Here is a 25,497-nt window from a genome sequence, read left to right on the forward strand (position 1 = left end):
GGCAGCGCAGCGTCCGAGTATCTAGCGGAAGATGATCGTGCGGTCGCCGTCCGCGAGGATGCGGTTCTCCGCGAACCAGCCAACGGCGCGGCGCAGCACGCGCGCCTCCTCGTCCTGCCCGAGCTGCACGAGCTCGCGCGGCGAGTACGAGTGGTCGACGCGCACCACGTCCTGCTCGATGATCGGGCCCTCGTCGAGGTCGGTCGTCACGAAGTGCGCTGTCGCCCCGATCAGCTTCACGCCGCGCTGGTGCGCCTGCTTGTAGGGGTTCGCCCCCTTGAAGCCGGGGAGGAAGGAGTGGTGAATGTTGATCGCGCGGCCTGCGAGCGCCTCGCACAGCCCCGGCGAGAGGATCTGCATGTAGCGCGCCAGCACCACGAGCTCGATGTCGTGCTCCGCGACCGCCTCCAGCACGCGGGCCTCGAACGCGTCACGCTCCTCGGGCGACGCGATGGCGCGGTGCTCGAACGGCACGTCGTAGAATTCGGCGATGTCGCGCACGGTCTCGTGGTTCGAGAGGATGAGCGGCACCTCGATGGGCAGCTGCCCGCCGCGCTGGCGGTAGAGCAGGTCGTTGACGCAGTGCGTCGCCGTTGACGCCAGGATGAGCGTGCGCACGGGTCGGCCCACCTGATCGAGCCGCCAGGTCATGTGGTAGCGCTCGGTCACCGGGGCGAGCGCGCTCGTGAACCGCTCGTTGAACGTGTCCGGCTGCGCCACCGCCTCGACCTGGAGCCGCATGAAGAAGCGGCCGGTGTCTGCTGACGCGAACTGCTGGCTCTCCGCGATGTTGCCGCCGGCCGCCACGATCGCGCCACTGATGGCGTGGACGATCCCGGGGCCATCGATGCAGGAGAGGGTGAGCACCCACTGGGTGTCGAGCGTGGAAGTGGCGGTCGTGTTCATCCGGCCAATTCTATTCCACTCCCGGCTGGCGTGACGCCCCGCGGGCCTGCGGCCCGACGGTGCGGAACCCGGGCGGGAGATTTCGAAAGCGTATCAGTGCTCGGATTCGCCAGCGGATCGCAGTAGCCTGCACGCAGTGGGGGATCCCCGCGGCACTGCGCCGCACACACGAAAGGGCCCCCAATGAATCCCGTGCTGCTCATGATTCTCGGCCTCGCCATTTTCGCGCTCGGCTACATCTTCTACTCGCGCTACCTCGCCAAACGCGTCTATCAGCTCGACGAGAAGTTCACCACCCCGGCTCACGAGCTTGAGGACGACGTCGACTACGTGCCGACGAACAAATTCATTCTCTGGGGGCACCACTTCACCTCGGTCGCGGGCGCGGCGCCCATCGTCGGACCAGCAATCGCGGTGATCTGGGGGTGGCTGCCTGCCTTCCTGTGGGTCACGATCGGCACGGTGTTCTTCGCCGGGATGCACGACCTCGGGGCGCTCTGGGCGTCCGTGCGCAACAAGGGGCGCTCGATCGGGGCGCTGTCCTCCCGCTACATCGGCAAGCGCGGCTCCGCACTGTTTCTCGTGGTGATCTTCCTGCTGCTGCTCATGGTGATCGCGGCGTTCGCCGTGGTGATCACCGGGCTGCTGATCAGCACGCCCTCCGCGGTGATCCCCACCTGGGGCGCCATCGTCGTCGCGCTGCTGGTCGGGATCGCGGTGTACCGACTGAAGTGGCCGCTGATCCCGATCACGATTGTCGGCGTGGTCTCCCTGTACGGCCTCATCGTGCTGGGCGACCGGGTGCCCGTGGTGCTGCCGGAAACGACGCTGGGCATGAGCCCCGCGGCGTTCTGGATCGTCGCGCTCTTCATCTACGGCGGGATCGCCTCGCTGCTGCCGGTCTGGGTGTTGCTCCAGCCGCGCGACTACATCAACGGCGTGCAGTTGTTCGTCGGCCTGATCCTGCTCTACAGCGCTGTGCTCGTCGGCACGCTGTTTCTCGGTACCGGGCATGACCTCGTCGCCCCGGCGGTCAACACCGCGACGCCGCCTGGCACGCCCAGCCTCGTCCCGCTCCTCTTTGTGACGATCGCGTGCGGCGCGATCTCCGGGTTCCACGGCACCGTCGCTTCCGGCACGACCTCGAAGCAGCTCGACCGCGAACCCGACGCGAGATTCGTCGGATACTTCGGGGCGGTCGGCGAGGGGCTGCTCTCCCTCGGCACGATCCTCGCGGTGACGGCCGGCTTCCGCACGGCGGCCGAGTGGGAGAGCGTGTACAGCGAGTTCGGGGCCGGTGGCGTCGGCGCGTTCGTCGAGGGCGGCGGGATTCTGATGCAGCAGGGCATCGGTCTGCCCGCCTCGCTCAGCTCGACCGTGCTGGCCACGATGGCCGTGCTCTTCGCCGCGACCACGATGGACACCGGCATGCGTTTGCTCCGCTTCGTGGTGCAGGAGATCGGCGACGGCTTGAAGATCCGCATCTCGCGCTTCCCCGCGACGCTCGTGGTGCTGGTGGTCGGCCTCGGGCTGACGTTCTCACAGGGTGCCGACGGCGAGGGCGGGCTGCGGATCTGGCCGCTGTTCGGCACGACGAACCAGCTGCTCGCTTCGCTCACGCTCGGGATCGTGGCCGTGATCCTGCTGCGAAAGCGGCGGAACCCGTGGCCGGCGCTGATCCCGCTCATCCTTGTATTCGCGATGGCGTTCTGGGCGGCGATCGCGCAGCTGTCGACCTTCACGACGCCGGGTGATCCCGACTGGCTGCTCTTCGGCATCGATCTCATCATCATTGTGGCGAGCGTGTGGGTGGCGGTCGAGGTCATCATTGCGATGCGGCGCGCGATGCGGGAGCCGGCCGAGGCCCCCGACGCGGATGAGGTGCAGGCCGCGGTGCGGGAGGCCAGCTAGTGGGCCGGTGGGGATCGCTGCTGGCCGGCGCGCGCGAGCTCGCCGTCGCGCCCTACCGCCGCACGTTCGCCCGCGCGAAGCGCGACGAGGAGGACCTGTTCACGCTGCTCGTGCTCGGCGAGACGCTCGGGGTGCCGGACCCGGTCGCGTACTACACGATCGAGCTGATGCCGCACCTCCTGCCCGAGTTCCACGCCTGGCATCGTCGCATGGGGATGCCGCGCTCGCCCCTGGACCAGTTCGCGTGCTGCTGACGGCGCTCACGGGCACGCCGGTGGTGTTCGTCGGTGGTAAGGGTGGGGTCGGGAAGACCACGATCGCGTCGGCCCTCGCCCGCGCCGCGGCCGAGCGTGGGCAGCGCGTGCAGCTCGTCTCCACCGATCCCGCGCACAATCTCGGCCACGTCTGGGGGTGCGCGGTCGGCGATCCTGGGACGCGCCTCTGGACCGCGCCGCTGGGATCCAGCGGCCGGGTCGACGGTGTGGAGATCGATGCTGCGGCGACAACCGAGCGGCACCTCGCCGCCGTCGCGGGGACGGTGCGGCGCATGCTGCCGGCGGAGATGCACGCGCAGGCCGAGCAGCACCTCGCGCTCGCGCGCGACGCCCCGGGGAGCCATGAGGCGGCGACACTTGAGCGGGTGGCCGACGCGGTGGCGCGCGGCCGCGGTGACTTCGACCTCACCGTGTTCGACACGGCCCCGACCGGGCACACGCTCCGGCTGCTCTCCCTGCCGCGCCGACTGCTCGCGTGGAGCGAGGGGCTGCTCGATCGGCGGACGCGCGCCGACCGCTTCGCCGGGGCGCTGCGCGGGATCGACGCGGACGGCGCCGCAGCTGGCGTGCCGGATCGCGATCGCGCGCTCGAACGCGTGCTCACGCACCGGCGCGATCGCTTCGCGGAGCTCGCCGCGGTGCTCGGGGACGCCGAGCGCGCGCGCTTCGTGCTCGTGACCACCGCCGAGCGGATCCCGCTCGTGGAGAGCCGCGAGCTGGCCGCCGAGCTTCGCCGCATCGGGGTCGCGGTGGGCGGGGTGGTGCTGAACCGGCTCGCGTCGGAGGCCGCGGGCGAGGCGGGCCGCCCGTCGGACGCGGAGTATGGAGCCGCGCTGCGCGCGCTCCGCGCCGAGCTCCCCGGGGTGCCGCTCTCAGAGGTGCCGGCCATCGCCGGCGGCGTGCACGGCGACGAGGGGCTTCGGGCACTCGGCGCGTGGCTGTAACTTTGCGGCGCTCCGCGACCCCGCGCTGGTATGCTGATCTGGTCGTGACTGGCGTACAGATGGTCCACCATCGGGGAACGACACCTCTTCACGGAATGGCCGCTCGCCTGGGTCTTGATTCCGATCCCGATTCCGCCCGCGCGGAGCGAACACCTGAGGAGCGCACCATGTCCACCCAGTCAGCTTTCTTCAACGAGCCGCTTGAGGTCGTCGATCCCGAAATCGCCGAGGTCCTCAAGAACGAGCTCGGCCGCCAGCGCGGCACGCTCGAGATGATCGCCAGCGAGAACTTCGTTCCGCGCGCGGTGCTCGAGGCGCAGGGCTCCGTCCTCACCAACAAGTACGCCGAGGGCTACCCGGGGCGCCGCTACTACGGTGGCTGCGAGTACGTCGACATCGCGGAGGATCTCGCTCGGGATCGCGCGAAGTCGCTGTTCGGCGCCGCGTACGCGAACGTCCAGCCCCACTCGGGCGCATCGGCGAACGCCGCGGTGCTCTCCGCGATCGCGGAGCCGGGCGACACGATCCTCGGCCTGGAGCTCTCGCACGGTGGGCACCTCACCCACGGCATGAAGCTCAACTTCTCCGGCAAGCTCTACAACGTCGCCTCGTACGGCGTCGATCCCGAGACGTTCCTGATCGACATGGACGTCGTGCGGGCGAAGGCACTCGAGGTGAAGCCCAAGGTCATCATCGCCGGCTGGTCGGCGTACCCGCGCACGCTCGACTTCGCGGCGTTCCGCGCGATCGCCGACGAGGTGGGCGCGACGCTCTGGGTCGACATGGCGCACTTCGCTGGCCTCGTGGCCGCTGGCCTGTACCCGAACCCGGTGCCGCACGCGCACGTCGTTTCCTCGACCGTGCACAAGACCATCGGCGGCCCCCGCTCGGGTTTCATCCTCACGAACGATCTGGATCTCTATAAGAAGATCAACTCGAACGTGTTCCCCGGCCAGCAGGGCGGCCCGCTCATGCACGTGATCGCGGCGAAGGCGACCGCGTTCAAGCTCGCGGCTACCGAGGAGTTCGCCGACCGCCAGGCGCGCACGCTCTCGGGCGCGAAGCTCCTCGCGTCGGCGCTCACCACCGAGGCGTCGAAGGCCGCCGGTGTTGACGTGCTCACGGGCGGCACCGACGTGCACCTGGTGCTCGCTGACCTGCGCCACTCGCAGCTCGACGGCCAGCAGGCCGAGGACGCGCTGCACGCGGTCGGCATCACGGTGAACCGCAACTCGGTGCCGTTCGATCCGCGCCCGCCGATGGTGACGAGCGGCCTGCGCATCGGCACGCCGGCGCTCGCGACCCGCGGCTTTGGCGACGTCGAGTTCGCCGAGGTTTCCGACATCATCGCGCTGACCCTGCAGCAGGCCGGCGACATCGAGGCGCTGCGCGCGCGCGTCACGGCGCTCGCCGAGGCCTTCCCGCTGTACCCCGGCCTCGAGGAGTGGTGAGCCCGGTGGCTGAGTCCACCGGCGCACAGCGCCTGAACGGCACGCAGGCCGCGGCCGACATCAAGGCCGAGCTCACCGAGCGCGTCGCCGCGCTTGCCGGGCGCGGCATCGTGCCCGGTCTCGCGACCGTGCTCGTCGGCGAGGATCCGGGATCGCAGTGGTACGTCGCGGGGAAGCACCGCGACTGCGCCGAGGTCGGCATCGCGTCGATCAAGCGCGAGCTGCCCGAGTCGGTGTCGCAGGAGGAGCTTGAGGCGGTGCTCGCCGAGCTCAACGCGGATCCCGCGTGCACGGGCTACATCGTCCAGCTGCCGCTGCCGAAGCACATCGACACGGATCGCATCCTTGAGTGCATCGATCCGGCGAAGGACGCCGATGGGCTGCACCCCACCAACCTGGGGCGGCTCGTGCTCAACGCGAACACCGAGATCACCTCGCCGCTGCCGTGCACACCGCGCGGTGTCATCGAGCTGGTGGAGCGCAACGGCCTGTCGTGGGCGGGCAAGCACGTGGTCGTGGTTGGCCGCGGTGTGACGGTGGGGCGCCCGATTGGGCCGCTGCTGACGCGCCGCGAGTTCAACGCGACGGTGACGCTCACCCACACCGGAACGCAGGATCTGTCCGCTGAGCTGCGCCGTGCCGACGTGATCGTCGCCGCCGCCGGCGTTGAGGGCATCGTGCGCGCCGAGGACGTCAAGCCGGGCGCCATCGTGCTCGACGTTGGGGTCTCGCGCAAAACCGACCCCGAGACCGGCAAGAGCCGCGTGGTGGGCGACGTCGATCCCGCGGTTGCTGACGTTGCGGGCTGGGTCTCCCCCAACCCGGGTGGCGTCGGCCCCATGACCCGCGCGCTGCTCCTGAAAAACGTCGTCGAGATGGCGGAGCGCGCAGCCGCATAGGGTGCCCGGACGCTGGGGCGCTGGCGCTTCGTGCGCCGCGCCGTCCACATACGGCAGGGCCCCTGTGGCGGAACGTGATGTTCCGCCGCAGGGGCCCTGCCGTGTCCCCGCCCCGGATCCCGCGCCGCTCAGCACGGGCTCCAGTGCCCTAACTCGCGGCCACCGTACTCCAGGTGCAGTCAGCGTTCGTGCCGGCGAGCCCGCTCGTCCCGGTGGCGACCAGCCACGCGGACTTCCAGCCCCCTGGGCCGGTGAGGCGCACTGCAACGGACGCGCCCCCGCCGAGGAGGCCACCGAGCAGCCCCAGGTTGAACTCGGTCTTTGCGGCGCTCGTCGTGCCGGAGACGGTGACGCTGCCGAGGAGCGCTGCGGTGAGCGGCGTGAGGCCGCCCTGCGCGAGGTAGCCGTACTCGGCGCTCGCCATCGTGTAGCCGGTCGTGCCGGCCGGCACCCGCCAGTCCACGGTAATCTTCGGGGCCGCGCCCAGGAGGCCGGGGTTGAACGCGCACTTCACCGTGAGCGGTTGCGGGGTGGGCACGGTCAGCGCCACGAAGGAGGCGGCGGCCGCCTCCGTGTCTGCCCAGCTCGCCTCGGTGAGCGACGCGGGAACCACCCCGACGACCAGGATCGCGGCACCCGCCACGGACGCGGCGAGCGCGCGGCGCGCGCAGCGTTCCCCGTCGCGTCGCGCCCTCACCGCGCGAGCCTCCCCCGCGCGGCGGTTGCGAGTCCCGCACATCCGAGCCCCGCGACGACGGCACCGAGCGCGAGCACCCACCCCGCAGAGCCGCCGGTCACGGGCAGCTCCGGCGACGCAGGGGAAGCCTCCCACATTCCGCCCTGCCCGGGCCCCACCTCAGCGGTTTCCTCCTGCCCGACCGCGCGCACCGCGAGTTCCACGAGCCCCGCCCCACCTGCGGGGATGGCCCCGGTCACGAGGAACCAGCGCTCGCCTCGATCATGGAGCGTGCCGAGTTGGATCGCAGCTCCCGAGAGATCGAGCGGCCCGGCCGGGAGCACCGCACGCTCGGTGCCTGGGCACGCACCGTTCACCCATGGCACGGTGCACGAGCGCACGCCCACCTCGAGCCCGAGTTCCGGATCCCCCGTTGCGAGCAGCGCGACGTCGACGTCACCGGGCGCGGCCGCGGTGAACGCCACCCCCACTTGCCAGTCCACCGGGATGCCCGGCCGCATGGCGCGCATTGCTGCAGCATCGCCCAGCGACGTCAGCCGGAGGGTGGCGCCCTGCGTCACTGCACGCCGCTCGCCAGCCACCAGCGCGGGATCGCTGCGCAATGAAGCAGCGGCTGCCGGCGCGCTGCCCGGTGCCCCGACGCCCCAGGCCGCGCCGAGGCACAGCGCGACGAGCACCACCGCACCGGCGGTGTGCCGCCCGCGTTGGCGCAGCGGCTCGCGGGACTGCGGCTCCCTCGGACCCCGCGGCTCCCGCGGCCAGAACGCCCAGGTGACGAGCGCCGCCGACGCGATCGTGAGTGCGCCGAGCACCGCGGGGTGCGAGAACCACATGACCACGTGCGCGAGCCCGGGCACCGCCGCAAGGACCTGCCGCACCTCCGAGACCACATACGGTGCTGGATCGTCGACGTCGTTCGCGTCGCCGCGCATCGTAATCGTGCGGCTCGCCCCCTCGCCGGACACCGAGGTGACGCGGTGCGTCACGGGCAGTGTCCCCGCCCGATCGACGGTGACCACGTCGCCCACCGTGATCGCGCGCGCGGGGATCTCACGCACCACCGCGAGCGATCCCGCAGGGATCCCCGGCGACATTGACCCGGTTTTGAACATGATGAGCGAGATCCCGAACAGCCCCGAGAGCGCGACCAGCACGATGCAGACGATGCCGCCGAGCGCGGCGACGTTGAGCAGCGCGTTGCCGACCGCAGCGCCGGCGCGCCTGCCGCCCACACGTGTCACGGTGTCCTCCTCTCTCGGCGCTAGGACGTTGATGCGGCGGTGAACGTCCATGTTGCGGACGCGGTGAGCCCTTGTGCGGCGTTCGCGGTGCCCGCGGGGAGCGTGACCGCGAAGCAGTAGCGCACGGGCGCCGACCCGCCGGCCGCGAGCGGCTGCGTTCCCTGGCCGGCGGTGGCGAGCTGGCTCCACTGCGGCACCACGGTCGTCCCCACCCCCGGCGCGAACGCACCGGCATTGCAGGCGGTGTTCCCCGTGAGCACCACGACCCCGTACCGCAGGTAGCCGCCGAGCCCCGAGCCGCCCACGACCGCGCCGCTCAGCGCCAGCGAGCCAGGCACCGTGGTCGCCGACGTGGTGCGCACGGTGAAACTCGCGTAGCTCGTCGTGTCGGGGGACATCGCGGTCGGGGTGACCGTGAAGCTCAGCGTCGCCGGGCCCCCAGCCGGGTGTTCGCTGAAGTTTGTGCCGTCGCTCGATCCCTCGATGCCGAACACGCTCGCCGCGAAGCTCGCCTGCACGGTCTCCGTGTCGGTCCAGGCCGCGAGCGTCAGCGAGCCACCCACCCCGAGCACGAGCGCCCCGGCGAGCACGGCTCGCGCACGCGTGAACCATTGGCCGCGCGGCGCCGCGTGCGCACGCGCGGTCGACCTCGCGTTCCCACGCATGATCGGCGCTACACGGGGTCGCCGGATTCCGCGGTGAAGGTCCAGACGATCTCACCGGACGCGCCCTGCGGGAGCGTGTCGTCGGCGGTGATCTGGAAGCACAGGAACGCCGGCGTCTCGGGGGTCGCGAGCGTGAAGCTCGTGACGTTCGCGTCAGTTCCCGTCGTGAACGCGCTCGCGGAGCACCCCGCCGCCGTGGTGTACACGAAGCTGGCGCTCGTGCCCGTGATCGCGTCGCTCGTATCTGTGGTGAGCGTCACGTTCGCGGCGTGCGTCGCGCCGGCGATCAGCTGGACGGCGTAGCCCGCGTACACCGCATCCCCCGGCGCGAGCGCGTCGGCGTTCATCTGGAAGGTCAGAGTATCCGGCGCGCCCGTGACCGGGTGATCCGAGAACGCTGTGCCGTCCGCCGAGCCTTCGATGCCGAAGCTGCCGCTGCCGAACACGCCGCGCACCCACTCCGTGTCCGTCCACGCGGCGAGCGTCACGGCGGTTCCGACGCCGAGCACGAGGCCGCCGGCGAGCACCGCTCGCGCGCGCGTCCACCCCGTGCGCTTCGTCTCCGCGGTGTTCCCCACACCATGCATTTCCTCACGCATAAGCCATACCCCTTTGTACAGACTCACCAAGCCCACCCTGGTGATGCTTGGGGCATATGCTACGTCAACGCATCAGTTTTCCATAGAGACTGTCACGAAGTCCTCCTCAACGAGCGCCCAGTTCATTGCCCCGCCCGCCATCGCAGCGGCGCCCATCGCGACCGGCACGGTGGCCATCGGCGCGACGACGTTCCCCGCGGCCCACACGCGCGGATGGCTCGTGCGGCCCATCGGGTCGACGGCGATGAAGCTCCCGACGGGAGTCTCCGCACGCTCGAGCGCGAGCGGCGCAACCGCGGCATCGCGTGGCCGCACCGTGCTCGCCGTGAGCATCGCGTCGAGCGGGTGCACGCGCCCGTCGTCCGTGCGCACGCCGGTGATGCCCGCCGCCTCGCCGAGCACCTCGACCACCGGCTCATGCACGATCTCCACGCCGCGCGAGCGCAGGCGGCGCTCGATCCCGGGTTCGAGCTCCCCGAGCCCGGCGGCGAACACGGTCACCCGGTCGCTCCACTGCCGCGCCAGCAGCGCCTGATGGATCGAGGCCGGCGAGGTCGTGAGTACCCCGAGCCGCCCGCCACGCACCTCCCACCCGTGGCAGTACGGGCAGTGCAGCACCGTGCCACCCCAGTGATCGGCGAGCCCGGGCACCTCGGGCAGCTCATCGTCCGCGCCGGCCGCGAGCAGCAGAGCACGCGCGGTCACGGTGCGCGGCTCGCCCGCGACGCTGGCCTCGACGATCACGCCGGCTGCGCCTTCCCGCACCGCGGTCACCTCGCCAGCGGCGAACTCGACCCCGTAGGCTTCCGCCTCCGCGCGGCCGCGCGCGAGCAGCTCCTGCGGCGGCGTTCCGTCGTGCCCGAGCACGTTGTGCATGTGCGCGGCGAAGCGGTTGCGCGGCAGCCCACCGTCGATCACGAGGGTCGAGCGCAGCGACCGGCCGAGCGTTTGCGCGGCGCTCAGGCCGGCGGCCCCGCCCCCGAGGATCACCGCGTCGTAGCTGGCATGTGCATCGCTGGTGTGTTCAGTCATGCGCCCATCGTGCCCGCTCCGTGCGATACTGGCAATCCGTCTTGCACTATTGGCAAAGAGGTGGATCATGGAAGAGTTGGCAGAAGTCGGCGTTCGGCTGCGCGCGGCCCGTCGCGAACGCGGCCTCACGCTCGTGGATCTCGCTGGCCTGGCAGGGATCTCCGTCAGCACCCTCTCCCGCCTCGAATCCGGGAAGCGCCAGGCCAGCCTCGAGCTGCTCCTCCCCCTCACCCGCGAGCTCGGGATCCGCGTCGACGATCTCCTCGCACCCCGTGACCGCGATCCGCGCGTGCGCCGCGGCGCGGTCTCCCGCGGTGGGATGACGGTCGCCCCGCTCACCCGCGAGGCGTCGGCCGTGCGCGCATTCAAGATCACGTACTCCCCGGACGCACCCGTGCGCGCGGCTCAGGTGCACGAGGGCTCGGAATGGGTGTACGTGCTCTCGGGACGCCTCACCCTCGAACTCGGCGAGCAGGTACTCGAGCTCGGTCAGGGCGAGGCCGCGGAGTTCGACACCATGACCCCCCACCGCATCCGCGCGGCCGGCGCGAAACCGGCAGAGGTGATCAGCATCTTCAATACGGTCGGCGAGCGCCTGCACCTGCACACACCGCTGGAGAACCACCCCGCGAACTGAACGCGGTGAACGTCTCTCGTCGACACGCGGTCACTCCCCCTGCCGCACAAGCACCGGCTCCCCAAGCGCGAGCCGGAGACGATTCGTCCCGTTCGCGTACGCGACGCTGTGTACGATGTCGACGATCCCGAGCACGCTGACTCCGGCAGCCTTGAGCTCGAGCACGTGATCGCCGCCGAGCGCGAGCGGCGTCTCCGTCAACGCCACCGCAACCCGGGTCACTGCCTGCCAGCCCGGATCGGGCTGCGGCGCCAGCGCTCCGCTGTCGAGCAGGCTCTGCACGTCGGCGGCACGCCCAGGCGCGCGGCCCGCGACAACCGCGTGATGCGCGGCATCGAAGACGCTGCCGTTCACCCGCGCAACGGTCAGTGCGGCGAGCTCCCGCTCGACCCGAGAGACACCTCCGAGGCCGTCCCCACCCGCTGGCGCGACCGCCTCGCGCTCGACGCTCACCCGAGCGCGCAGCGCACCGGGATCCCGCGCGAGAAGTCGCTGAAACGGGTCACTCCGCACCGCAGCTTTCTGCCGAGCATCTGCTGCATCATTCGCAGCGCCAGGGTCAAGCCAGGGCACCCAACCGAGCGGCTCCTGCGTAAACCCACGCGGGCGGGCAAGGTCCGAGTACTCGTGCACCACCGGGGCTTCCGCGTCACCGCTGCTGGTCCTGCAGGAGACCCCCACGCCCGACTCAGCCGACCACGGCGGTGGGACTGCGGTCCCCGCTGCGGCCGCCCTGCCGCGCCGCCGCTCGGTGCAGGCTCGGTTGTTCGGTGGAATGCAGAAGTCATCCGTGCCCGGGCCAGCAAGGCCGGGCGTCACCGTCGTCAGCGTCCGCAATCCCCAGGCAGCGCGCAACTGGAAGGTGAGGTAGGCGACAAGGTGTGTCAGCGAGACGATCTCGTTGGCGCCCCAGCCCGCAGCGCCCAACCGCGCGAGCGCAGGCGGAGCCGACTCGCGCGGCCGGAACACGAGCGCGTGCGCGTACGCGAGCCCCGCGCTCAGCCGAGCACCGAGTCGCATGGTCACCGCGGCGCTCGGGTGCCACCGCTCCAACCGGCGGCTCTCACGGCGAAGCGATGGCTCCCGAAACGCTCCGGCCGGCCCGCGCCGCTGCGCCGACACGCTCGCACCGCGAAGCGGAGCAACCCAATCGGGCGCCAACCGCCCGAGCTGCTCGGAATACAGTTTTACTGCGCGCGGGAATCCGTGCAGCAGCGACACAAACAGCGCGATAGCGACCCGGTCGCGGTGCGCGAATGCTCCCGATTCCGGCGCACCAAGCACGGCCCCAAGATACTCCTGCACCGCTTCGCGGGCACGCGGATACTCGGCGCGCAGTGCGCGAATGGGGCTGCCGGGATCGCTCCCACCGAGCGCGTCAAGCACATCGGGCGCGCCAGCGGGCAACGGCGTCATCGACAGCCACCTTCCCGGGCGCCATCCGCTCGGTGCCGCCCTGAACTCAGCCGCGGCACCCTCGGACCCGGGCCGTTGGGCTCAACCGTGGCAGTCCTGCCGAGCCTAGCCGCGCACTCGACACTCAGTTGTCAGCTGCAGGGGAAAGCGGTATACGCCGACCACTCACCCCGACTGCGCACCGTACACCCCCACGCCGGGGTGAAACACTCAGGGTGACGGGCCGGGGGCAATGGTGTGGGACGCTGAGCACCCGCGAGACACTGGAGAGGACTGGCCGCCTGGCCGAGTCCGTCGACCGACAGGAGCCCCATGACAGACACGACCCCGATCGCGCTCGTCACCGGAGCCAGCAGTGGCATGGGAAAGGAGATCGTGCGCGAGCTCGCGCGCACGCACCGGGTGATCGCGGTCGGCCGGGATCCCGAACGGCTTGCGACCGTCGCCGCTGAGACCGGCGCTGTCGCCTGGCAGCTCGAGCTGACCGACGCGGCCGCGGTCGCTGCCCGCGTCGCCACGCTCGACCGACTCGACGTGCTCGTCCACGCGGCGGCGATCCTGCGGGGACTGAGCGTGGAGGCCGCCTCGGTGCATGATTGGGCCGAGCACTTCGCGGTGAATGTGACCGCGCCGGCCGAGCTCACCCGGTTGACGCTGCCGCTGCTGCGCGACCGCACGGGCACGGTGGTGTTTATCGGCTCCGGCGCTGGCACCCGGCCGGCCCCGGGAAGCGCCGTGTACACGGCGAGCAAGCATGCACTGCGGGGCCTCGCCGACGTGCTGCGCATCGACGAGGAACCGCACCGGCTGCGTGTCGCCACCGTCGCCCCCGGGCAGACCGATACGCCGATGCTGCGCGGGATGATCCCAGGCGACGCCTACGACGCGACGCGCTACATCCGGCCGGAGTCGGTGGCTGCAGCGGTGCGCTTTGTCGTCGATGCGCCGGTCGACGTGCAGATCACCGACGTCGCGGTGCGCCCGCGCCGGGAGCTCTCCCGCGCCTAGGCGCCTGCGCCCGCTGCCCCCGCCCTCCTGTCCGTCTGCCTTCCGGATCGGGGTCACTGCGGCAGGGTGTCACGCGGCTTGCACCGACGACACCCTGCCGCGGTGACCCCGATTCGCGGGGCGGGGCGAGGGGGTGGGGGCGAGGGGGGACGAGGGGTGGGGCGGGCTATGCCCGGGCAGTCGGGGACACCCGATCCTCGGGCTGCAGCGCCTCACGGCGGCGCAGCCGCACGAGCACGAGGAACACGAGCGCCGTCACCACGAAGCCGACCAACCAGGCGATGTTGATCGAACCGGCAAGCGGACCCTGGAAGATCGAGATGCTCATGAAGGGCAGCTGCGCGAGCAACCCCACGCCGTAGCTCACGAGCCCCACCGCGTTCCACCTGCCGTACTCGCCGCCCGTGCGGTCAAACAGCGCAGACACGTTGTAGTGCCCCTTCCGGACGATGAAGAAGTCCACGAGGTTGATCGCAGACCACGGGATGAGCACGTAGAGCAGGAGGTCGAGGAAGCCGATGAACATCGTCATGAAGTCGCCCTGCCCGAGCACCGCAATGAGGGTCGCGATGCCACCAGAGATGACCGTGGTCCACACGCGCACACGCGTAGTGATGACCACTCGGAAATTGGATTGGAGCACAGTGAGCGCATTCATCACAGCGGAGTAGAGCTCAACGCCGTTGATGAGCGCGGAGCTCACCGCGAAGATGATGAGCACCACAAGCCCGATCGGGCCGAGCGTCGAGGCCAGCGCCCCGAGCGGATTGTCGGGTGCGAGCGCGCCGAGCAGCACACCCAGCCCCATCACAAACACCGAGCTCAGTACGAGCCCGAAGTAGGTGCTCCAGAAAGCGGTCTTCGGGCCCGTGGTTTTCGGGAGGTACCGAGAGTAATCGGAGACGTAGGGCGCATAGGCCAGTTGCCAGACGATCCCGACCGCGAGCATCGCGAAGAAGCCCTCCGGGGTCATCACCGCGTCGTCTCGTGAGGCGACAACGTCGGGGCGGACAGCGATGAGGACCATGGAGACGGCGACCGCAATGCCGATGATGATCGACAACCACACCATCGTGCGGCGCAGAAGGTCATAGCCGAAAACGCACAGGACGATCCCGATCGCGGCGAAGCCGATGATCGCGACGGTGCCGTTGAAGCCAGGGAACACCTCAGCCAGCGCGTCCTTCGCGACGAGCAGGATGCTGGCAAAGAAACCCATGAACATGATGAAGGCGATCAGCGCGAAGAGGCTCGCACCGAGATACCCGAATTGGGCGCGCGCCTGGAGCATCTGCGGAATCCCGAGTGTCGGCCCTTGCGAGGCGTGCAGGGCTGCCCCGAACGCACCAATCACGTTGCCGGTGATAATGGCAACGAAACTCCAGCCAATCGGGAGGCCGAAGCCGCCGCTCGCCACGGCGCCAGTGACCACGGCGAGCGGCATCATGTTCAGGCTGACCCAGATTGCGAAAATCGACCAGTTGGTGCCGGTTCGTTTGTCCTCGGGGATCGGCATGATGTGTTCTTGCTCAAACGTCGCGAACGTCTGTGTCACGACGGGCGGTTCAGATGCCATGTGGTGCGGCCCTTTCGGGGTCGGTGAAGCAGGGCCCGTTCCCCGGCGACGGTGCCGGGGAACGGGGTGATCGAGTCAGAACGAACGGGCCCGGGCGGCCTAAAGCCCGGCGCTCGCGGTCGCCGCGGTGAATGCGCGGTTGAGGAGGCCAGTCATCTCATCGATGTCGGCGCGCGTCGCGACGAGCGGGGGCGAGAGCTGCACGAGCGGGTTGCCTTCCGCGTCGATCGCGACGCGGCACAGCAGTCCGACCTCGGCCAGCGCGGGATTCAGGTGAGCCCCGACGAAATCGCCAGCGCTGATCGGCTGCTCGGTCCAACGCTTCGCTGCCTGGTCGGTGACGAGCTCGAAGGATCGGTGGAAGCCGTCGCCGCGCAGGTCGCCAACGATGCCAGCGTGAGCTGCAGCGACCTCTCCGAGCTTCTCCGCGAGGTACGGGCTCAGCTCGGCCACGTTGTCGACCACGGATTCGCGCTCCATGATCTCCAGGTTCTTGAGCGCGGCAGCACACGCCACCGGGTGGCCCCCGTACGTGAGCGCGTGATTGAACATGCCGAGCTGACCGTCCAGCACCGTCTCGATGACCCGGTCGCTCGCGATCACCCCGCCGAGCGGCACGTACGCCGACGCGATCCCCTTCGCGAAGGTGATCATGTCGGGCTGGAAGCCGTAGTGGATCGAGCCGAACCAGGATCCCAATCGACCGAATCCGGTGATGACCTCATCCGCGATCAGGAGAATGCCGTATTTGTCGCACAGTGCGCGCACTCCGGGGAAGTAGTCGGGGGTTGGCGGGGTCAGGCTCCCACCCGCGTTCTGCAGCGGCTCCATGATGATCGCGGCGACCGTGTCTGCACCCTCCTGCACGATGAGCGACTCAAGCTCGGCGAGCAGGAACGCGGTCGTCTGCTCCGCGGACTCGCCTTCGGGGCGGCGGTAGCGCTTCGTGTTGTGCGTGTGCCGCACCCCGTGCATGAGGGGCTCGAACATCTTTCGGACGTCGGTCATGCCGTTCAGGGACATCGCGCCGAAGCTTGTGCCGTGGTAAGCCACGCGCCGCGCGATGAACTTCGTCCGGGTGCCCTCACCTCGGTCGATGTGGTACTGCCTCGCGAGCTTGATCGCCGCCTCGTTCGACTCGCCGCCGCCCGAGGCGAAGAAGACACGGTTGAGGTCGCCGGGGGCGAGCTCGGCGATCTTCTGCGCGAGGAGGGCAGCTGGCGGGTGGGCGACACTCCACGTGGTCTGGTAGGGCAGCGCGGCGAGCTGATCGCGCACCGCGTCGCCCACTTCGGCACCGTGCGTGTATCCCAGCTGCACGCAGAAGAGCCCGGCCAGTCCGTCGAAGAAGCGGCGGCCGTTCTCATCAAACACTGAGCAGTGCTCACCGCGCACAAACACCGGGAGTTCATCGTCTCGGTACTTGCTGGCGGGGGTGAAGTTCATGACCAGGTGACGCTTCGCGATCTCCGCGATGCCGCTCGGAATGCTCGAGGGCTGTTCAACGGTGGTGGTGGCTTCCTGCTGCGTAGGCATGTAGATCTTCCTCTCAGTCGGCGTTGACCGGGACGGCGACGCCGTTGGTGTTCATCGTCCCAGCCGCGCACAATGGTGTGAAATAGCGGTTTTCGCGGGGTTGCATCTCGCGATCAGATGCAGCTCCGCCCAGTGCAGCGACCTAGCCCCACTGCATCCAGGTGGTCTTGTAGTCGGTGTAGTTTTCGAGCGCGTGGACGGACAGGTCCCGCCCAAAGCCCGACTGTTTGAACCCGCCGAACGGCGTCGTAAAGCCGAGCGCATCGACGGTGTTCACGGACACGGTGCCGGCGACGAGCCGCTCGGACACTCGGTGCGCCCGCGCGAGGCTTCCCGTCCAGAGCGAGGCCGCGAGCCCATACGGCGTCTCATTGGCGCGCGCGATCGCTTCCTCCTCGGTGTCAAACGGAGCGACCACCGCAACCGGGCCGAATATCTCACGCGTGTGCACCTCGTGGTCGGCGGGCACATCGGTGACGATGGTCGGCTCGATGAAGGCGCGCGAGCCCCCGATCTCGGGCCGCGTTCCCCCAGCGACGATCGTGCCATCGCGGCGCGCGTTCTCGATCGCGGCCCAGACGGTGTCAGCGTGAGCCTCCGATACGAGTGATCCGATGCCACTCGCTGGATCGAGCGGGTCGCCAGGCGCATACCCACGCGCGGCCTCCCGGTAGAGGCGGAGGAACTCGTCGTACACGTCACGCTCGACGAAAATGCGCGAGTTTGCCGAACAGACCTCGCCCTGGTTGTAGAAGCTACCGAACGCGGCTTTCTCTGCGGCGAGCCGCAGGTCCTCGCAATCGGCGAAGATGAGGTTGGAGCTCTTCCCACCCGCCTCGAGCGCCAGTCGCTTCATGTTCGACTGGCCAGCGTACTGCTGCAGCTGTTTCGCGACCTCGGTCGAACCGGTGAACGCGAGCATGTCGACGTCCTCGTGCACAGCGAGTGCTCGCCCGACGACGGAGCCACGCCCGGGCACAACGTTCAGCACGCCGGCGGGAATCCCAGCCTCGATCGCGAGCTCGGCAAGCAGCAGTGTCGAGTGCGAAGCCTCGACGGGGGGCTTCACCACGACCGTGTTCCCTGCGGCGAGCGCTGGCGCGAGCTTCCATGTGGCGATCTCGAGCGGGTAGTTCCACGGCACGATCACCGCGACCACACCCAGCGGCTCGCGCGTGACCAGCGCCGTTGACCCTGGCGGGGTGACGGGAATGAGGTGCTCCTGCTTCTCGATGGCCTCGCCGTAGAAACGGAACAGCGCTGCTGATCCGGGGGCATCGATCGTGGTGGACTCCCGGATCGGCTTCCCCATGTCGAGTGTGTCGTACAGCGCGAACTCATCGGCACGTGCCTCAATCAGCCGGGCGAGTTCGAGCAACCGCTCCCGGCGGAACCCAGCGCCAGCGCGCGACCAGGCTCCGCTCTCGTATGCCGCGCGAGCCGCGGCCACCGCGGCATCGACGTCAGCGATCCCGCCCGCGTGGAGTTCGGAGATCACAGCGCCCGTTGCCGGGTTCGTTTTCGTGATGCGCTCGCCCGAGACGGCATCGACGCGCGCGCCGCCAATCACGGGTCGGCCGTCAAAGGTCAGTGCGGCAGCGGTGTGCTGCCACTCGGCAAAACTGCGAGTCATGGTGTCTTCTTTCTCGGTGGCTGGGTGATCGTTCCGGCGTGCGCCGGGGAGGCCGGTTACGGTTCGAGGAGTTCCGCAGGGAGCTCCACCGTCGCGGTTTCGAGATCCTGCGGTTTGATGAGCGAGGTGCCGCGGGTCTCGGGAATCGAGAGCACGGTGATGATCCCGACGACGCCCACCACCGCCAGGAAGAACCCGGGCACCAGCAGGTTGCCGGTCTCTCCGAGCAGCCAGGTGAGCACGTAGGGGGCGGTCCCCGCGAAGAGCGCGGCGGTCACGGCGTAGGCGATCGAGAGGCCGGTCTGCCTGGTTCGAGTGGGGAAGAGCTCCACCACGGTCACCGCGTGTGTCCCGAGGATGATGGCGAGGATCAGTGCGAGGCCAAGCGTCGACACGAATGCTGCCCATTCCTCACCGGACTGCATGAGCATGAAGAGCGGGATCGCGAGTACGGTCAGCGCGATTGCCGCGGTCATCAGCACGGGTTTCCGCCCCACACGATCGGACAGCGCCCCCGCGAGTGGCACCACGATGAGCCCCAGCGCTGACGCGAGCGTGGAGAGCAACGCCGCCCGCCCCGCATCGAAGCCGATATAGACCTCTTGGTAGGTGAGCAGGTACACGAGCACGACGTAGAATGTGACGTTCATGAAGATCTCCATGCCGGAGGTCTGCAGGAATTCACGCCAGTTGCGCTGAAACACCTCCTTCACTGGCGCGTGCGACACCGTCTCGAGCTGTTGCAGCTGCTGGAAGTCCGGGGTGTCCTCGATCCTGCGGCGGATGTACAGGCCGATGAAGCCGAGCGGCACGGTGATCAGGAACGGGATTCGCCACGCCCAATCGGCGATCTCCTGCGTGGTGAACGCAAGGTTCAGCAGCACAACGGTGAACGAGGCCATGAGGAATCCGAGCAGGCTTCCCACCTCGAGCCAGCTCACCCCGAAACCACGGTGCCGTGCAGGCGAGAACTCCCCGAGAAATGCGGCTGCGCTGCCGAATTCACCGCCCGCGGCGAGCCCCTGCACCACACGCGTGACGATGAGGAGGATGGGCGCCAGGATCCCGATCGAGGAGTACCCAGGCAGGAGCCCGAGCACGAGCGTGGCGAGCGCCATCGCCAGGATGACGATCGAGAGCGTCTGTTTCCGCCCCAGCCGGTCGCCCAAGCGACCGAAGATGATGGCACCGATGGGGCGCACGAGAAACGAGATCGCGAACACCGCGAACGCGGACAGGAGCCCAGCGGTGCCGTCGGACTCGGGGAAGAACACGACCGCGATCGTGCCAGCGAGGTAGGCGTAGACCGCCCAGTCAAACCAGTGCACGAACACGCCGATGGATCCGGCGACCACGCTCTTCCTGAGGCTCTTCTTACTGATGAGGTCGCTGAGTTCGCGCTGAGGCTTCGACGTCGACATTGACATCTCCGTTTCTGGCCGATGGCCGATGGTCACGCAGGTCGGTTGTGCGGCCCTGAAGTGGCACGCGCGATCGCGGTGTCGAGCGCGGTCCAGGCGAGCGCGACGGCCCCGTCCCGCAGTGCGCGCTCCGCGCGCTCACCGACGCACGCTGCCGCGAAGGCTGGCTGGTGGTTGCTGGCATCGCCACCCACCCCGATGTAGGGGTGGATCGCGGGCACTATCTGGGACACGTTGCCCATATCGGTCGATGCCCGATTCATCGTCGCCGAGGCCGGGTCGGCGTCGAAGCTGCGGCCGAGCGCACGCATGTTCTCCCGATAGTGTTCGAGCACTTCCTCGTCGGTGCGCATCTCCGCGTACCGTTCGCTCTCTGGCGTGATCGTCAGCTCGGCGCCCGTTGCCAGCGCACCGGCTGCAAAGCAGGCACGCACCCGAGCCTCCAATGCGAGGAGCTGCTCGGTGGTTTCGGCGCGAACGTACCACCGCGCCTCGGTACGCTCGGGGATCGCATTCGGCGCCTCACCGCCGCGCGTTTGCACGCCGTGCACCCGCACCCCGGCTGGGAGCTGCTGGCGCAGGAGCCCGAGCGCCACCTGCGCTATGAGGAGCGCGTCGTTCGCGTTCACTCCCCGCTCGGGGTACGCTGCGGCGTGCGCGGCGCGGCCGTCATACTGCACGTGCCAGTGCGTCACCGCGAAGGGCCGCGCCTCCGCCACGTCGACCGGTGCCGGGTGCGCCATGAGCGCGAGGTCGAGGTGCGAGAATGCGCCTCGTTCGAGCAGCACGATCTTGCCCCCGCCGCCCTCCTCAGCCGGAGTGCCGATCACCTCGATGGCGATGCCGATCTCCTCCGCCACGGCGGCGAGTGAGAGGGCCGCCCCGACCGACATCGCGGCGATGAGGTTGTGCCCGCACGCGTGTCCGAGGCCGGGCAGCGCATCGTACTCGGCGAGAAAGCCCACGGTGAACCGCGTCGAACCGCGGGGCTCGAGGCGCGCGCGCAGCGCGGTGTCGAGCCCGAGGTACGGCTGCTCGACCGTGAAGCCGTGCGCGCGGAGCGCGGCCGCAACTGCCGCGGACGAGCGATGCTCCTCCCACCCCAGTTCAGGATGCTCGTGCAGTTCCGTGGAGAGCGCGACGAGTTCCAGTTCGACCGCGCTCAGGCGATCGGCGATGCGCTGCTTTCGCGTGTCACTCGTCACCTGGCACCCCATAGGACGGCGCCGCTGCGGGGTTGAGGCCGCGGCTCACGTAGTCGTCGCGCTGCGGGAGCCACACGGTGAGAGCGGAGTGCAGCTCGCGAACGGGATCCTCTGACCAGTCAACGCGCAGATCGGTGACCCGCCAACCGGCGTCTCGCACGACGGCGAGCCCCACGGAGTGCACTGGGCCTTCCTCCCCGCCAGCGTCGAGCGCGGCACGGAACGCGGCGAAGAGGCGTTCTTCGAGCTGCCCAGGAGAGGTGAGGGCAGTGTCAACGAGGGCGTCGAGCACCGCGGGGCTCGCGAGCATGTTGCCGCCGGCCACCGCGTTCTCTCGTGTCACCGCCCCGAATACGCCGAGCGCGCGATCGCCCGAGTACGCGGCGGTCGTGCCCGCTGCATCGAGTACCAGGAGCTGGCGATACGGAATCAGCGCGGGATCGGCCTGAGCGACGACCGTGTCGACCGCCTGCTGCGCGGTGTCTCCCGCACGGAGTCGCGCAATGAGTGCTGGCCCGAGCCGGGGGTCCGTGACGTTCTGGGTGTGCGCCCCGCCGACACCGTCAGCGAGCGCGACGCAGCGCGCCGCGACCGCAGGGGAGGAGGAGGAGATAATGGAGCCGAACTCGCCGGTGCGAGGGTCGCGCAGGAGCAGCGAGAACGTCATCCGGCGCTCCCCTGGCTCAGCACGGCGGTCGCGTCGATCTCGACGAGCCACTCCGGGCGGGCGAGCGCCTGCACCACGATCCCGGTCGAGACGGGGAACACGCCGCGCAGCCATCGACCCATGGTGCGATACACGTCCTCGCGATAGCGCGGGTCAGTGATGTACACGGTCACCTTCACGATGTCCCGCAGGCTGCTGCCCGCCTCGGCGAGCAGCATGTCGATGTTGCGCATGGCCTGTTCGGTCTGTGCAACGACGTCGCCGATGCCAACGGACTGGCGGGTCTCGAGATCCTGTCCGATCTGCCCGCGGAGGTAGACGACCCCGCCGGCAACGACCGCCTGGCACAGATCGTTGTCGAGATTCTGCTCCGGGTAGGTCTCTTTCGTGTTGAACTTCCGCAGGCGCAGGTGCGTCGTCTCCGTCACTGGTCCTCCTCGATGAGTACGTGGGCGCGGCCGGCCCGGTCCTCCCCATTGTCGGAACCCCGCTTCCATCTGTAAAATAGTGAAAAGATAGAGTTAGAATCAGTTCAGTAGATTCAAAACGCGCAGATGCTCACAGGAAGGCACGTGCACCGTGGCACAGCGGTTTCCCCTCACACTCACGCAGCTCAGCTATTTCACCGAGTGCGCGAAGACACTCAACATGACCGTGGCGAGTGAGAACCTGCACGTCGCGCAGTCAGCGGTGTCAACCGCCATCTCGCAGCTCGAGCGTGCGCTCGGTGCCGCGCTCTTCATCCGCCAGCACGCTAAGGGGCTCATCCTCACCGCGTCCGGCGAGTCGCTCCTGCGCGACACGCACCGCCTGTTCGGCCTCCTCACGGAGTCGATCGACACGATCCAGTCCGAGCGCGGTGAGGTGCGCGGGTCGATCACGCTTGCCTGCTTCCACACGCTGACACCGTTTCTGCTCCCGCAGCTCCTCGCACGCCTCCAGCACGCGCACCCCGAACTCACGGTCGAGGTGCGCGAGGGAGACTACGAACAGAATCTCGCCGATCTCCGTGGCGGTCGCGCCGAACTCGCGATCAGCTACGACCTCACCGACGCCGATGGGATCACGCAGGAGGTCGTGGGGGTCGCACGGCCGCACGCGATCGTCGCGACCGATCACCCGCTCGCCGTGCAAGGCCGGGCGAGCCTTGCGGACCTCGCGGCGGAACCACTCGTGCTCCTGGACCTCCCCGATAGCAGCCAGTACTTCCTCGGGCTCCTCCGCGACGCTGGACTGCAGCCCCACATCAAGTACCGCACCACGAACTACGAGGCCGTGCGTTCGTTCGTCGCCATGGGCCTCGGCTTCGCGATCCTGAACCAGCGTCCTCGCGTCGCGGAGACGTACGCAGGCAACCGAACCGCGGTCGTTGAGATCACGGACGAGGTCCGCAGCCTCGGCATCACCGTCGCTTCGCTCGCCCAGGTCGAGCCCTCGGCGCGCGCACGTGCGGTCACACAGGCAGTGCGCGAGCTCGTCGCGGAAGAATCCGCACGCCAGGCGGCCGGGGCTGACGCCGCGCACTAACCCCTTGAATGTCTTTTTCAGATTGGGTCAGTGTTCTCGATCTGAGAAATCGATCAAATGCACCGCGAACGTGTATTGGCTTCCCGCGCAATCGCTGCGCTTTGCTGGGGATCACCCGGGCACGCACACCTGAGCGCCCCGGTCGCGGATCCCGGCTTGGTCCCCTGCACCACGGCAGCGAGGATCCGCGTCGATCCCTATCTCGAGCGGAGAATCACCATGTCGAGCCCAGCACCCGAGGCCACCGAAGTCCTCGTTATCGGCGGCGGCCAAGCCGGAATCGCGATGAGCGAGCACCTCACCAGCCACGGCATTCCCCACATTGTTCTCGAACGGAATCGCATTGCCGAGCGCTGGCGCACCGAGCGCTGGGATTCGCTCGTCGCCAACGGCCCAGCGTGGCACGATCGTTTCCCCGGTCTCACTTTCACGGGGGTCGACGACGACGGTTTCGCCACGAAGGAGCGCGTCGCCGAGTACTTCGAGGAGTACGTGCAAGCGTTCGAACTGCCCGTGCGCACCGGCGTCACCGTGCACGCGGTGCGCCGCAACGCTGAGGCTCCCGGCTATCTCGCCGACACCAGCGCCGGCCCCATCGCCGCGCGCTACATCGTGGCCGCAACCGGCGCGTTCCAGCAGCCGTCGATCCCCCCGATTGTCCCCGCATCGGAGCCAGTGACCCAGATCCACTCGGCGCAGTACAAGAACCCGGATCAGCTTCCCGCGGGTGGCGTGCTCGTGGTGGGATCAGGATCCTCCGGCGTGCAGATCGCCGCGGAACTGCGGGAGGCCGGCCGCGATGTGTACCTCGCCGTGAGTCCTCACGAGCGTCCACCGCGCCGCTACCGTGACCGCGACTTCGTGTGGTGGCTCGGAGTGCTCGGCATGTGGGACGCTCCGAACCCCTCGGCGGGCGCTGAGCACGTCACGATCGCGGTGAGCGGCGCGCACGGCGGGCACACGGTTGATTTCCGTGAACTCGCGGCTGCCGGCATCACACTCGTGGGGAAAGCGATCTCGTACGAGGGCGGCACGCTCACCTTCGCCCCGGATCTCGGGCGCAACATCGCCATCGGCGACGCCAGCTACCTCGCCATCCTCGATGCGGCTGATGCGTACATTGAACAGCACCGGCTCGACCTTCCCGAGGAACCCGAGGCACGGGCGTTCGGTCCGGATCCCGAGAGCGTCACGCACCCGATCCAGCACCTCGACCTGGCGGCGTCTGGCGTCACCTCGATCGTGTGGGCTACCGGCTTCCGCTCCGACTACAGCTGGCTTGAGGTCGACGCGTTCGACCCGCAGGGGCGTCCGGTGCAGCAGCGCGGCATCTCCCAGGTGCCCGGCGTGTACTTCCTCGGCCTGCCGTGGCAGTCGCGGCGTGGCTCAACGTTCATTTGGGGAATCTGGCACGACGCGAAGTTCCTGGCCGACCAGATCGCGATCCAGCAGGGCTATCGCGCGTACACGGGCCACGCGGCCCTCGTCCCGGCTTAGCGCTCTCCACCCCGGCCCGGCCCGGCCCCGCCCCCGCCCCGTCGGATCGGGGTCACTGCGGCAGGGTGTCGCTGGACTTTCGCCGGCGACACCCTGCCTGAGTGACCCCGATCCGCGGGAGGCCAGGGGGCGGGGCGGCGGGCGGGGACGGGACGCGGGCTACGCCCGGGCCGCCTCGCTCCACGCGCGCACGCGCGCTGCGCTCTCCTCCTCGGACAGGTCCTCGACGCGCGTCATCACCGACCAGCGCACGCCGAACGGGTCGCGGATGCTCGCGTAGCGGTCGCCCGACACGAAGGTGCTGAGCGGCTCGCGGAGCGTCGCCCCCGCGGCAAGCGCCCGTTCAACCACGGCGTCGGCGTCGGGCACATAGATCCCGATCGAGTAGCAGTCGTCCTCGCCCGCCTGAGGAGCCACGAGGTGGTACTCGGGGAGCGGCTCGCCGAGCTGCAGGTGCCCCGATTCGAAGCCGAGCTCCGCGTGCGCCACCCGGCCGCCCATCTCGGTGACGTCGATCACGCGCGCGCCGAATACGCCGCGGTAGAACTCGATCGCACTACGCGCATCGGGGATAACGAGGAACGGAGTGAGGCTCGAGGAGCCGTTCGGACGTCCGTTGGTGGTGTGGGCCCCGTTGGCCGGGGCTGTCGCTGCAGTGGTCATGCGCTCATCGTAAGATCGATCTCGCGGGCGCGGCTTGCAGATTTGCGACAGCCTTTCGGGACGCGGCGGCGCGGCAGCGCGCCCCGATCGT

The 25,497-nt window shown here is 69.3% G+C and carries 24 protein-coding genes and 1 riboswitch; of the genes, 9 read left to right on the forward strand and 15 right to left on the reverse strand.

Annotated elements, in window-relative coordinates:
• Nucleotides 1-21 precede the first annotated feature (21 nt).
• Nucleotides 22-906, reverse strand: coding sequence for a formyltetrahydrofolate deformylase (gene purU, locus EGM46_RS02235; RefSeq protein WP_125098542.1), 885 nt, complete (start codon nucleotides 904-906; stop codon nucleotides 22-24).
• Nucleotides 907-1,089: 183 nt separating this feature from the next.
• Here purU and EGM46_RS02240 point away from each other — a divergent pair, with 183 nt between their 5' ends.
• The 5 genes from EGM46_RS02240 to EGM46_RS02255 all read left to right on the forward strand — a co-directional run bounded on the left by EGM46_RS02240 (nucleotide 1,090) and on the right by EGM46_RS02255 (nucleotide 6,386).
• Nucleotides 1,090-2,817 (forward strand): carbon starvation CstA family protein, encoded by a 1,728-nt coding sequence (locus EGM46_RS02240; protein ID WP_125098543.1) that lies wholly within the window; start codon nucleotides 1,090-1,092, stop codon nucleotides 2,815-2,817.
• Nucleotides 2,817-3,071 (forward strand): cory-CC-star protein, encoded by a 255-nt coding sequence (locus EGM46_RS14925; RefSeq protein WP_241156127.1) that lies wholly within the window; start codon nucleotides 2,817-2,819, stop codon nucleotides 3,069-3,071. The genes EGM46_RS02240 and EGM46_RS14925 overlap by 1 nt, the downstream gene beginning before the upstream one ends.
• Nucleotides 3,062-4,036 carry an ArsA family ATPase gene (locus tag EGM46_RS02245; RefSeq protein WP_241156128.1) on the forward strand — a complete coding sequence of 325 codons (975 nt, stop codon included), beginning with the start codon at nucleotides 3,062-3,064 and terminating at the stop codon, nucleotides 4,034-4,036. The genes EGM46_RS14925 and EGM46_RS02245 overlap by 10 nt, the downstream gene beginning before the upstream one ends.
• A gap of 34 nt (nucleotides 4,037-4,070) precedes the next feature.
• Nucleotides 4,071-4,156: riboswitch (ZMP/ZTP riboswitch) on the forward strand.
• 47 nt (nucleotides 4,157-4,203) lie between these two features.
• Nucleotides 4,204-5,487: a serine hydroxymethyltransferase gene (gene glyA, locus EGM46_RS02250; protein ID WP_125098545.1), complete on the forward strand. Its 1,284-nt coding sequence runs from the start codon at nucleotides 4,204-4,206 to the stop codon at nucleotides 5,485-5,487.
• A 5-nt stretch (nucleotides 5,488-5,492) separates the two neighbouring features.
• On the forward strand, nucleotides 5,493-6,386 hold the full coding sequence (locus EGM46_RS02255; protein WP_125098546.1) for a bifunctional methylenetetrahydrofolate dehydrogenase/methenyltetrahydrofolate cyclohydrolase: 894 nt from the start codon (nucleotides 5,493-5,495) through the stop codon (nucleotides 6,384-6,386).
• A gap of 148 nt (nucleotides 6,387-6,534) precedes the next feature.
• Here EGM46_RS02255 and EGM46_RS02260 read toward each other — a convergent pair whose 3' ends face one another.
• From EGM46_RS02260 to EGM46_RS02280, 5 genes are all read right to left on the reverse strand, one after another.
• Nucleotides 6,535-7,083 carry a hypothetical protein gene (locus EGM46_RS02260; protein ID WP_125098547.1) on the reverse strand — a complete coding sequence of 183 codons (549 nt, stop codon included), beginning with the start codon at nucleotides 7,081-7,083 and terminating at the stop codon, nucleotides 6,535-6,537.
• Nucleotides 7,080-8,324: a signal peptidase I gene (locus EGM46_RS02265; protein ID WP_241156129.1), complete on the reverse strand. Its 1,245-nt coding sequence runs from the start codon at nucleotides 8,322-8,324 to the stop codon at nucleotides 7,080-7,082. Before EGM46_RS02265 ends, EGM46_RS02260 begins: the two co-directional genes overlap by 4 nt.
• Before the next feature lie 20 nt (nucleotides 8,325-8,344).
• Entirely contained in the window at nucleotides 8,345-8,989 is a 645-nt protein-coding gene (locus tag EGM46_RS02270; protein ID WP_125098549.1) for a SipW-dependent-type signal peptide-containing protein, read from the reverse strand.
• 8 nt (nucleotides 8,990-8,997) lie between these two features.
• The gene (locus EGM46_RS02275) at nucleotides 8,998-9,567 is read right to left on the reverse strand and encodes a SipW-dependent-type signal peptide-containing protein (RefSeq protein ID WP_241156130.1); all 570 of its coding nucleotides are present in this window, start codon (nucleotides 9,565-9,567) and stop codon (nucleotides 8,998-9,000) included.
• Between the two features lie 93 nt (nucleotides 9,568-9,660).
• On the reverse strand, nucleotides 9,661-10,620 hold the full coding sequence (locus EGM46_RS02280) for an NAD(P)/FAD-dependent oxidoreductase (RefSeq protein ID WP_125098550.1): 960 nt from the start codon (nucleotides 10,618-10,620) through the stop codon (nucleotides 9,661-9,663).
• Nucleotides 10,621-10,687: 67 nt separating this feature from the next.
• On the opposite strand from EGM46_RS02280, the gene EGM46_RS02285 reads away from it, so the two are divergent.
• Nucleotides 10,688-11,257, forward strand: coding sequence for a helix-turn-helix domain-containing protein (locus tag EGM46_RS02285; protein ID WP_206427477.1), 570 nt, complete (start codon nucleotides 10,688-10,690; stop codon nucleotides 11,255-11,257).
• A gap of 30 nt (nucleotides 11,258-11,287) precedes the next feature.
• Here EGM46_RS02285 and EGM46_RS02290 read toward each other — a convergent pair whose 3' ends face one another.
• Nucleotides 11,288-12,673 (reverse strand): CMD domain protein, encoded by a 1,386-nt coding sequence (locus EGM46_RS02290; protein WP_125098551.1) that lies wholly within the window; start codon nucleotides 12,671-12,673, stop codon nucleotides 11,288-11,290.
• A 312-nt stretch (nucleotides 12,674-12,985) separates the two neighbouring features.
• On the opposite strand from EGM46_RS02290, the gene EGM46_RS02295 reads away from it, so the two are divergent.
• Complete coding sequence (locus tag EGM46_RS02295) at nucleotides 12,986-13,681, forward strand: SDR family oxidoreductase (protein WP_125098552.1); 696 nt, start codon at nucleotides 12,986-12,988, stop codon at nucleotides 13,679-13,681.
• A 166-nt stretch (nucleotides 13,682-13,847) separates the two neighbouring features.
• On the opposite strand, the gene EGM46_RS02300 is transcribed toward EGM46_RS02295, so the two are convergent.
• From EGM46_RS02300 to EGM46_RS02330, 7 genes are all read right to left on the reverse strand, one after another.
• Nucleotides 13,848-15,257 (reverse strand): purine-cytosine permease family protein, encoded by a 1,410-nt coding sequence (locus EGM46_RS02300; RefSeq protein ID WP_125098553.1) that lies wholly within the window; start codon nucleotides 15,255-15,257, stop codon nucleotides 13,848-13,850.
• Nucleotides 15,258-15,356: 99 nt separating this feature from the next.
• Nucleotides 15,357-16,793, reverse strand: a complete 1,437-nt coding sequence (locus EGM46_RS02305; protein ID WP_125098554.1) for an aspartate aminotransferase family protein — start codon at nucleotides 16,791-16,793, stop codon at nucleotides 15,357-15,359.
• A gap of 142 nt (nucleotides 16,794-16,935) precedes the next feature.
• A complete protein-coding gene (locus EGM46_RS02310; protein WP_125098555.1) occupies nucleotides 16,936-18,426 on the reverse strand; it encodes an aldehyde dehydrogenase family protein in 1,491 nt (496 codons plus the stop codon).
• 56 nt (nucleotides 18,427-18,482) lie between these two features.
• Nucleotides 18,483-19,847, reverse strand: coding sequence for an MFS transporter (locus tag EGM46_RS02315; RefSeq protein ID WP_206427478.1), 1,365 nt, complete (start codon nucleotides 19,845-19,847; stop codon nucleotides 18,483-18,485).
• Between the two features lie 32 nt (nucleotides 19,848-19,879).
• Entirely contained in the window at nucleotides 19,880-21,052 is a 1,173-nt protein-coding gene (locus tag EGM46_RS02320; RefSeq protein WP_241156131.1) for a M20 family metallopeptidase, read from the reverse strand.
• A complete protein-coding gene (locus EGM46_RS02325; protein WP_125098558.1) occupies nucleotides 21,042-21,719 on the reverse strand; it encodes a DUF1028 domain-containing protein in 678 nt (225 codons plus the stop codon). Before EGM46_RS02325 ends, EGM46_RS02320 begins: the two co-directional genes overlap by 11 nt.
• Entirely contained in the window at nucleotides 21,716-22,147 is a 432-nt protein-coding gene (locus EGM46_RS02330; protein WP_125098559.1) for a RidA family protein, read from the reverse strand. Before EGM46_RS02330 ends, EGM46_RS02325 begins: the two co-directional genes overlap by 4 nt.
• 151 nt (nucleotides 22,148-22,298) lie before the next feature.
• Here EGM46_RS02330 and EGM46_RS02335 point away from each other — a divergent pair, with 151 nt between their 5' ends.
• Both EGM46_RS02335 and EGM46_RS02340 read left to right on the forward strand, forming a co-directional pair.
• Nucleotides 22,299-23,246 carry a LysR substrate-binding domain-containing protein gene (locus EGM46_RS02335; RefSeq protein ID WP_125098560.1) on the forward strand — a complete coding sequence of 316 codons (948 nt, stop codon included), beginning with the start codon at nucleotides 22,299-22,301 and terminating at the stop codon, nucleotides 23,244-23,246.
• Between the two features lie 219 nt (nucleotides 23,247-23,465).
• Nucleotides 23,466-24,743, forward strand: a complete 1,278-nt coding sequence (locus EGM46_RS02340) for a flavin-containing monooxygenase (RefSeq protein ID WP_125098561.1) — start codon at nucleotides 23,466-23,468, stop codon at nucleotides 24,741-24,743.
• A gap of 159 nt (nucleotides 24,744-24,902) precedes the next feature.
• Here EGM46_RS02340 and EGM46_RS02345 read toward each other — a convergent pair whose 3' ends face one another.
• On the reverse strand, nucleotides 24,903-25,406 hold the full coding sequence (locus EGM46_RS02345) for a VOC family protein (protein ID WP_125098562.1): 504 nt from the start codon (nucleotides 25,404-25,406) through the stop codon (nucleotides 24,903-24,905).
• Nucleotides 25,407-25,497: the final 91 nt, after the last annotated feature.

The sequence above is a fragment of the Leucobacter chromiireducens genome, from assembly GCF_003917135.1.
Classification (GTDB): domain Bacteria; phylum Actinomycetota; class Actinomycetes; order Actinomycetales; family Microbacteriaceae; genus Leucobacter; species Leucobacter chromiireducens_A.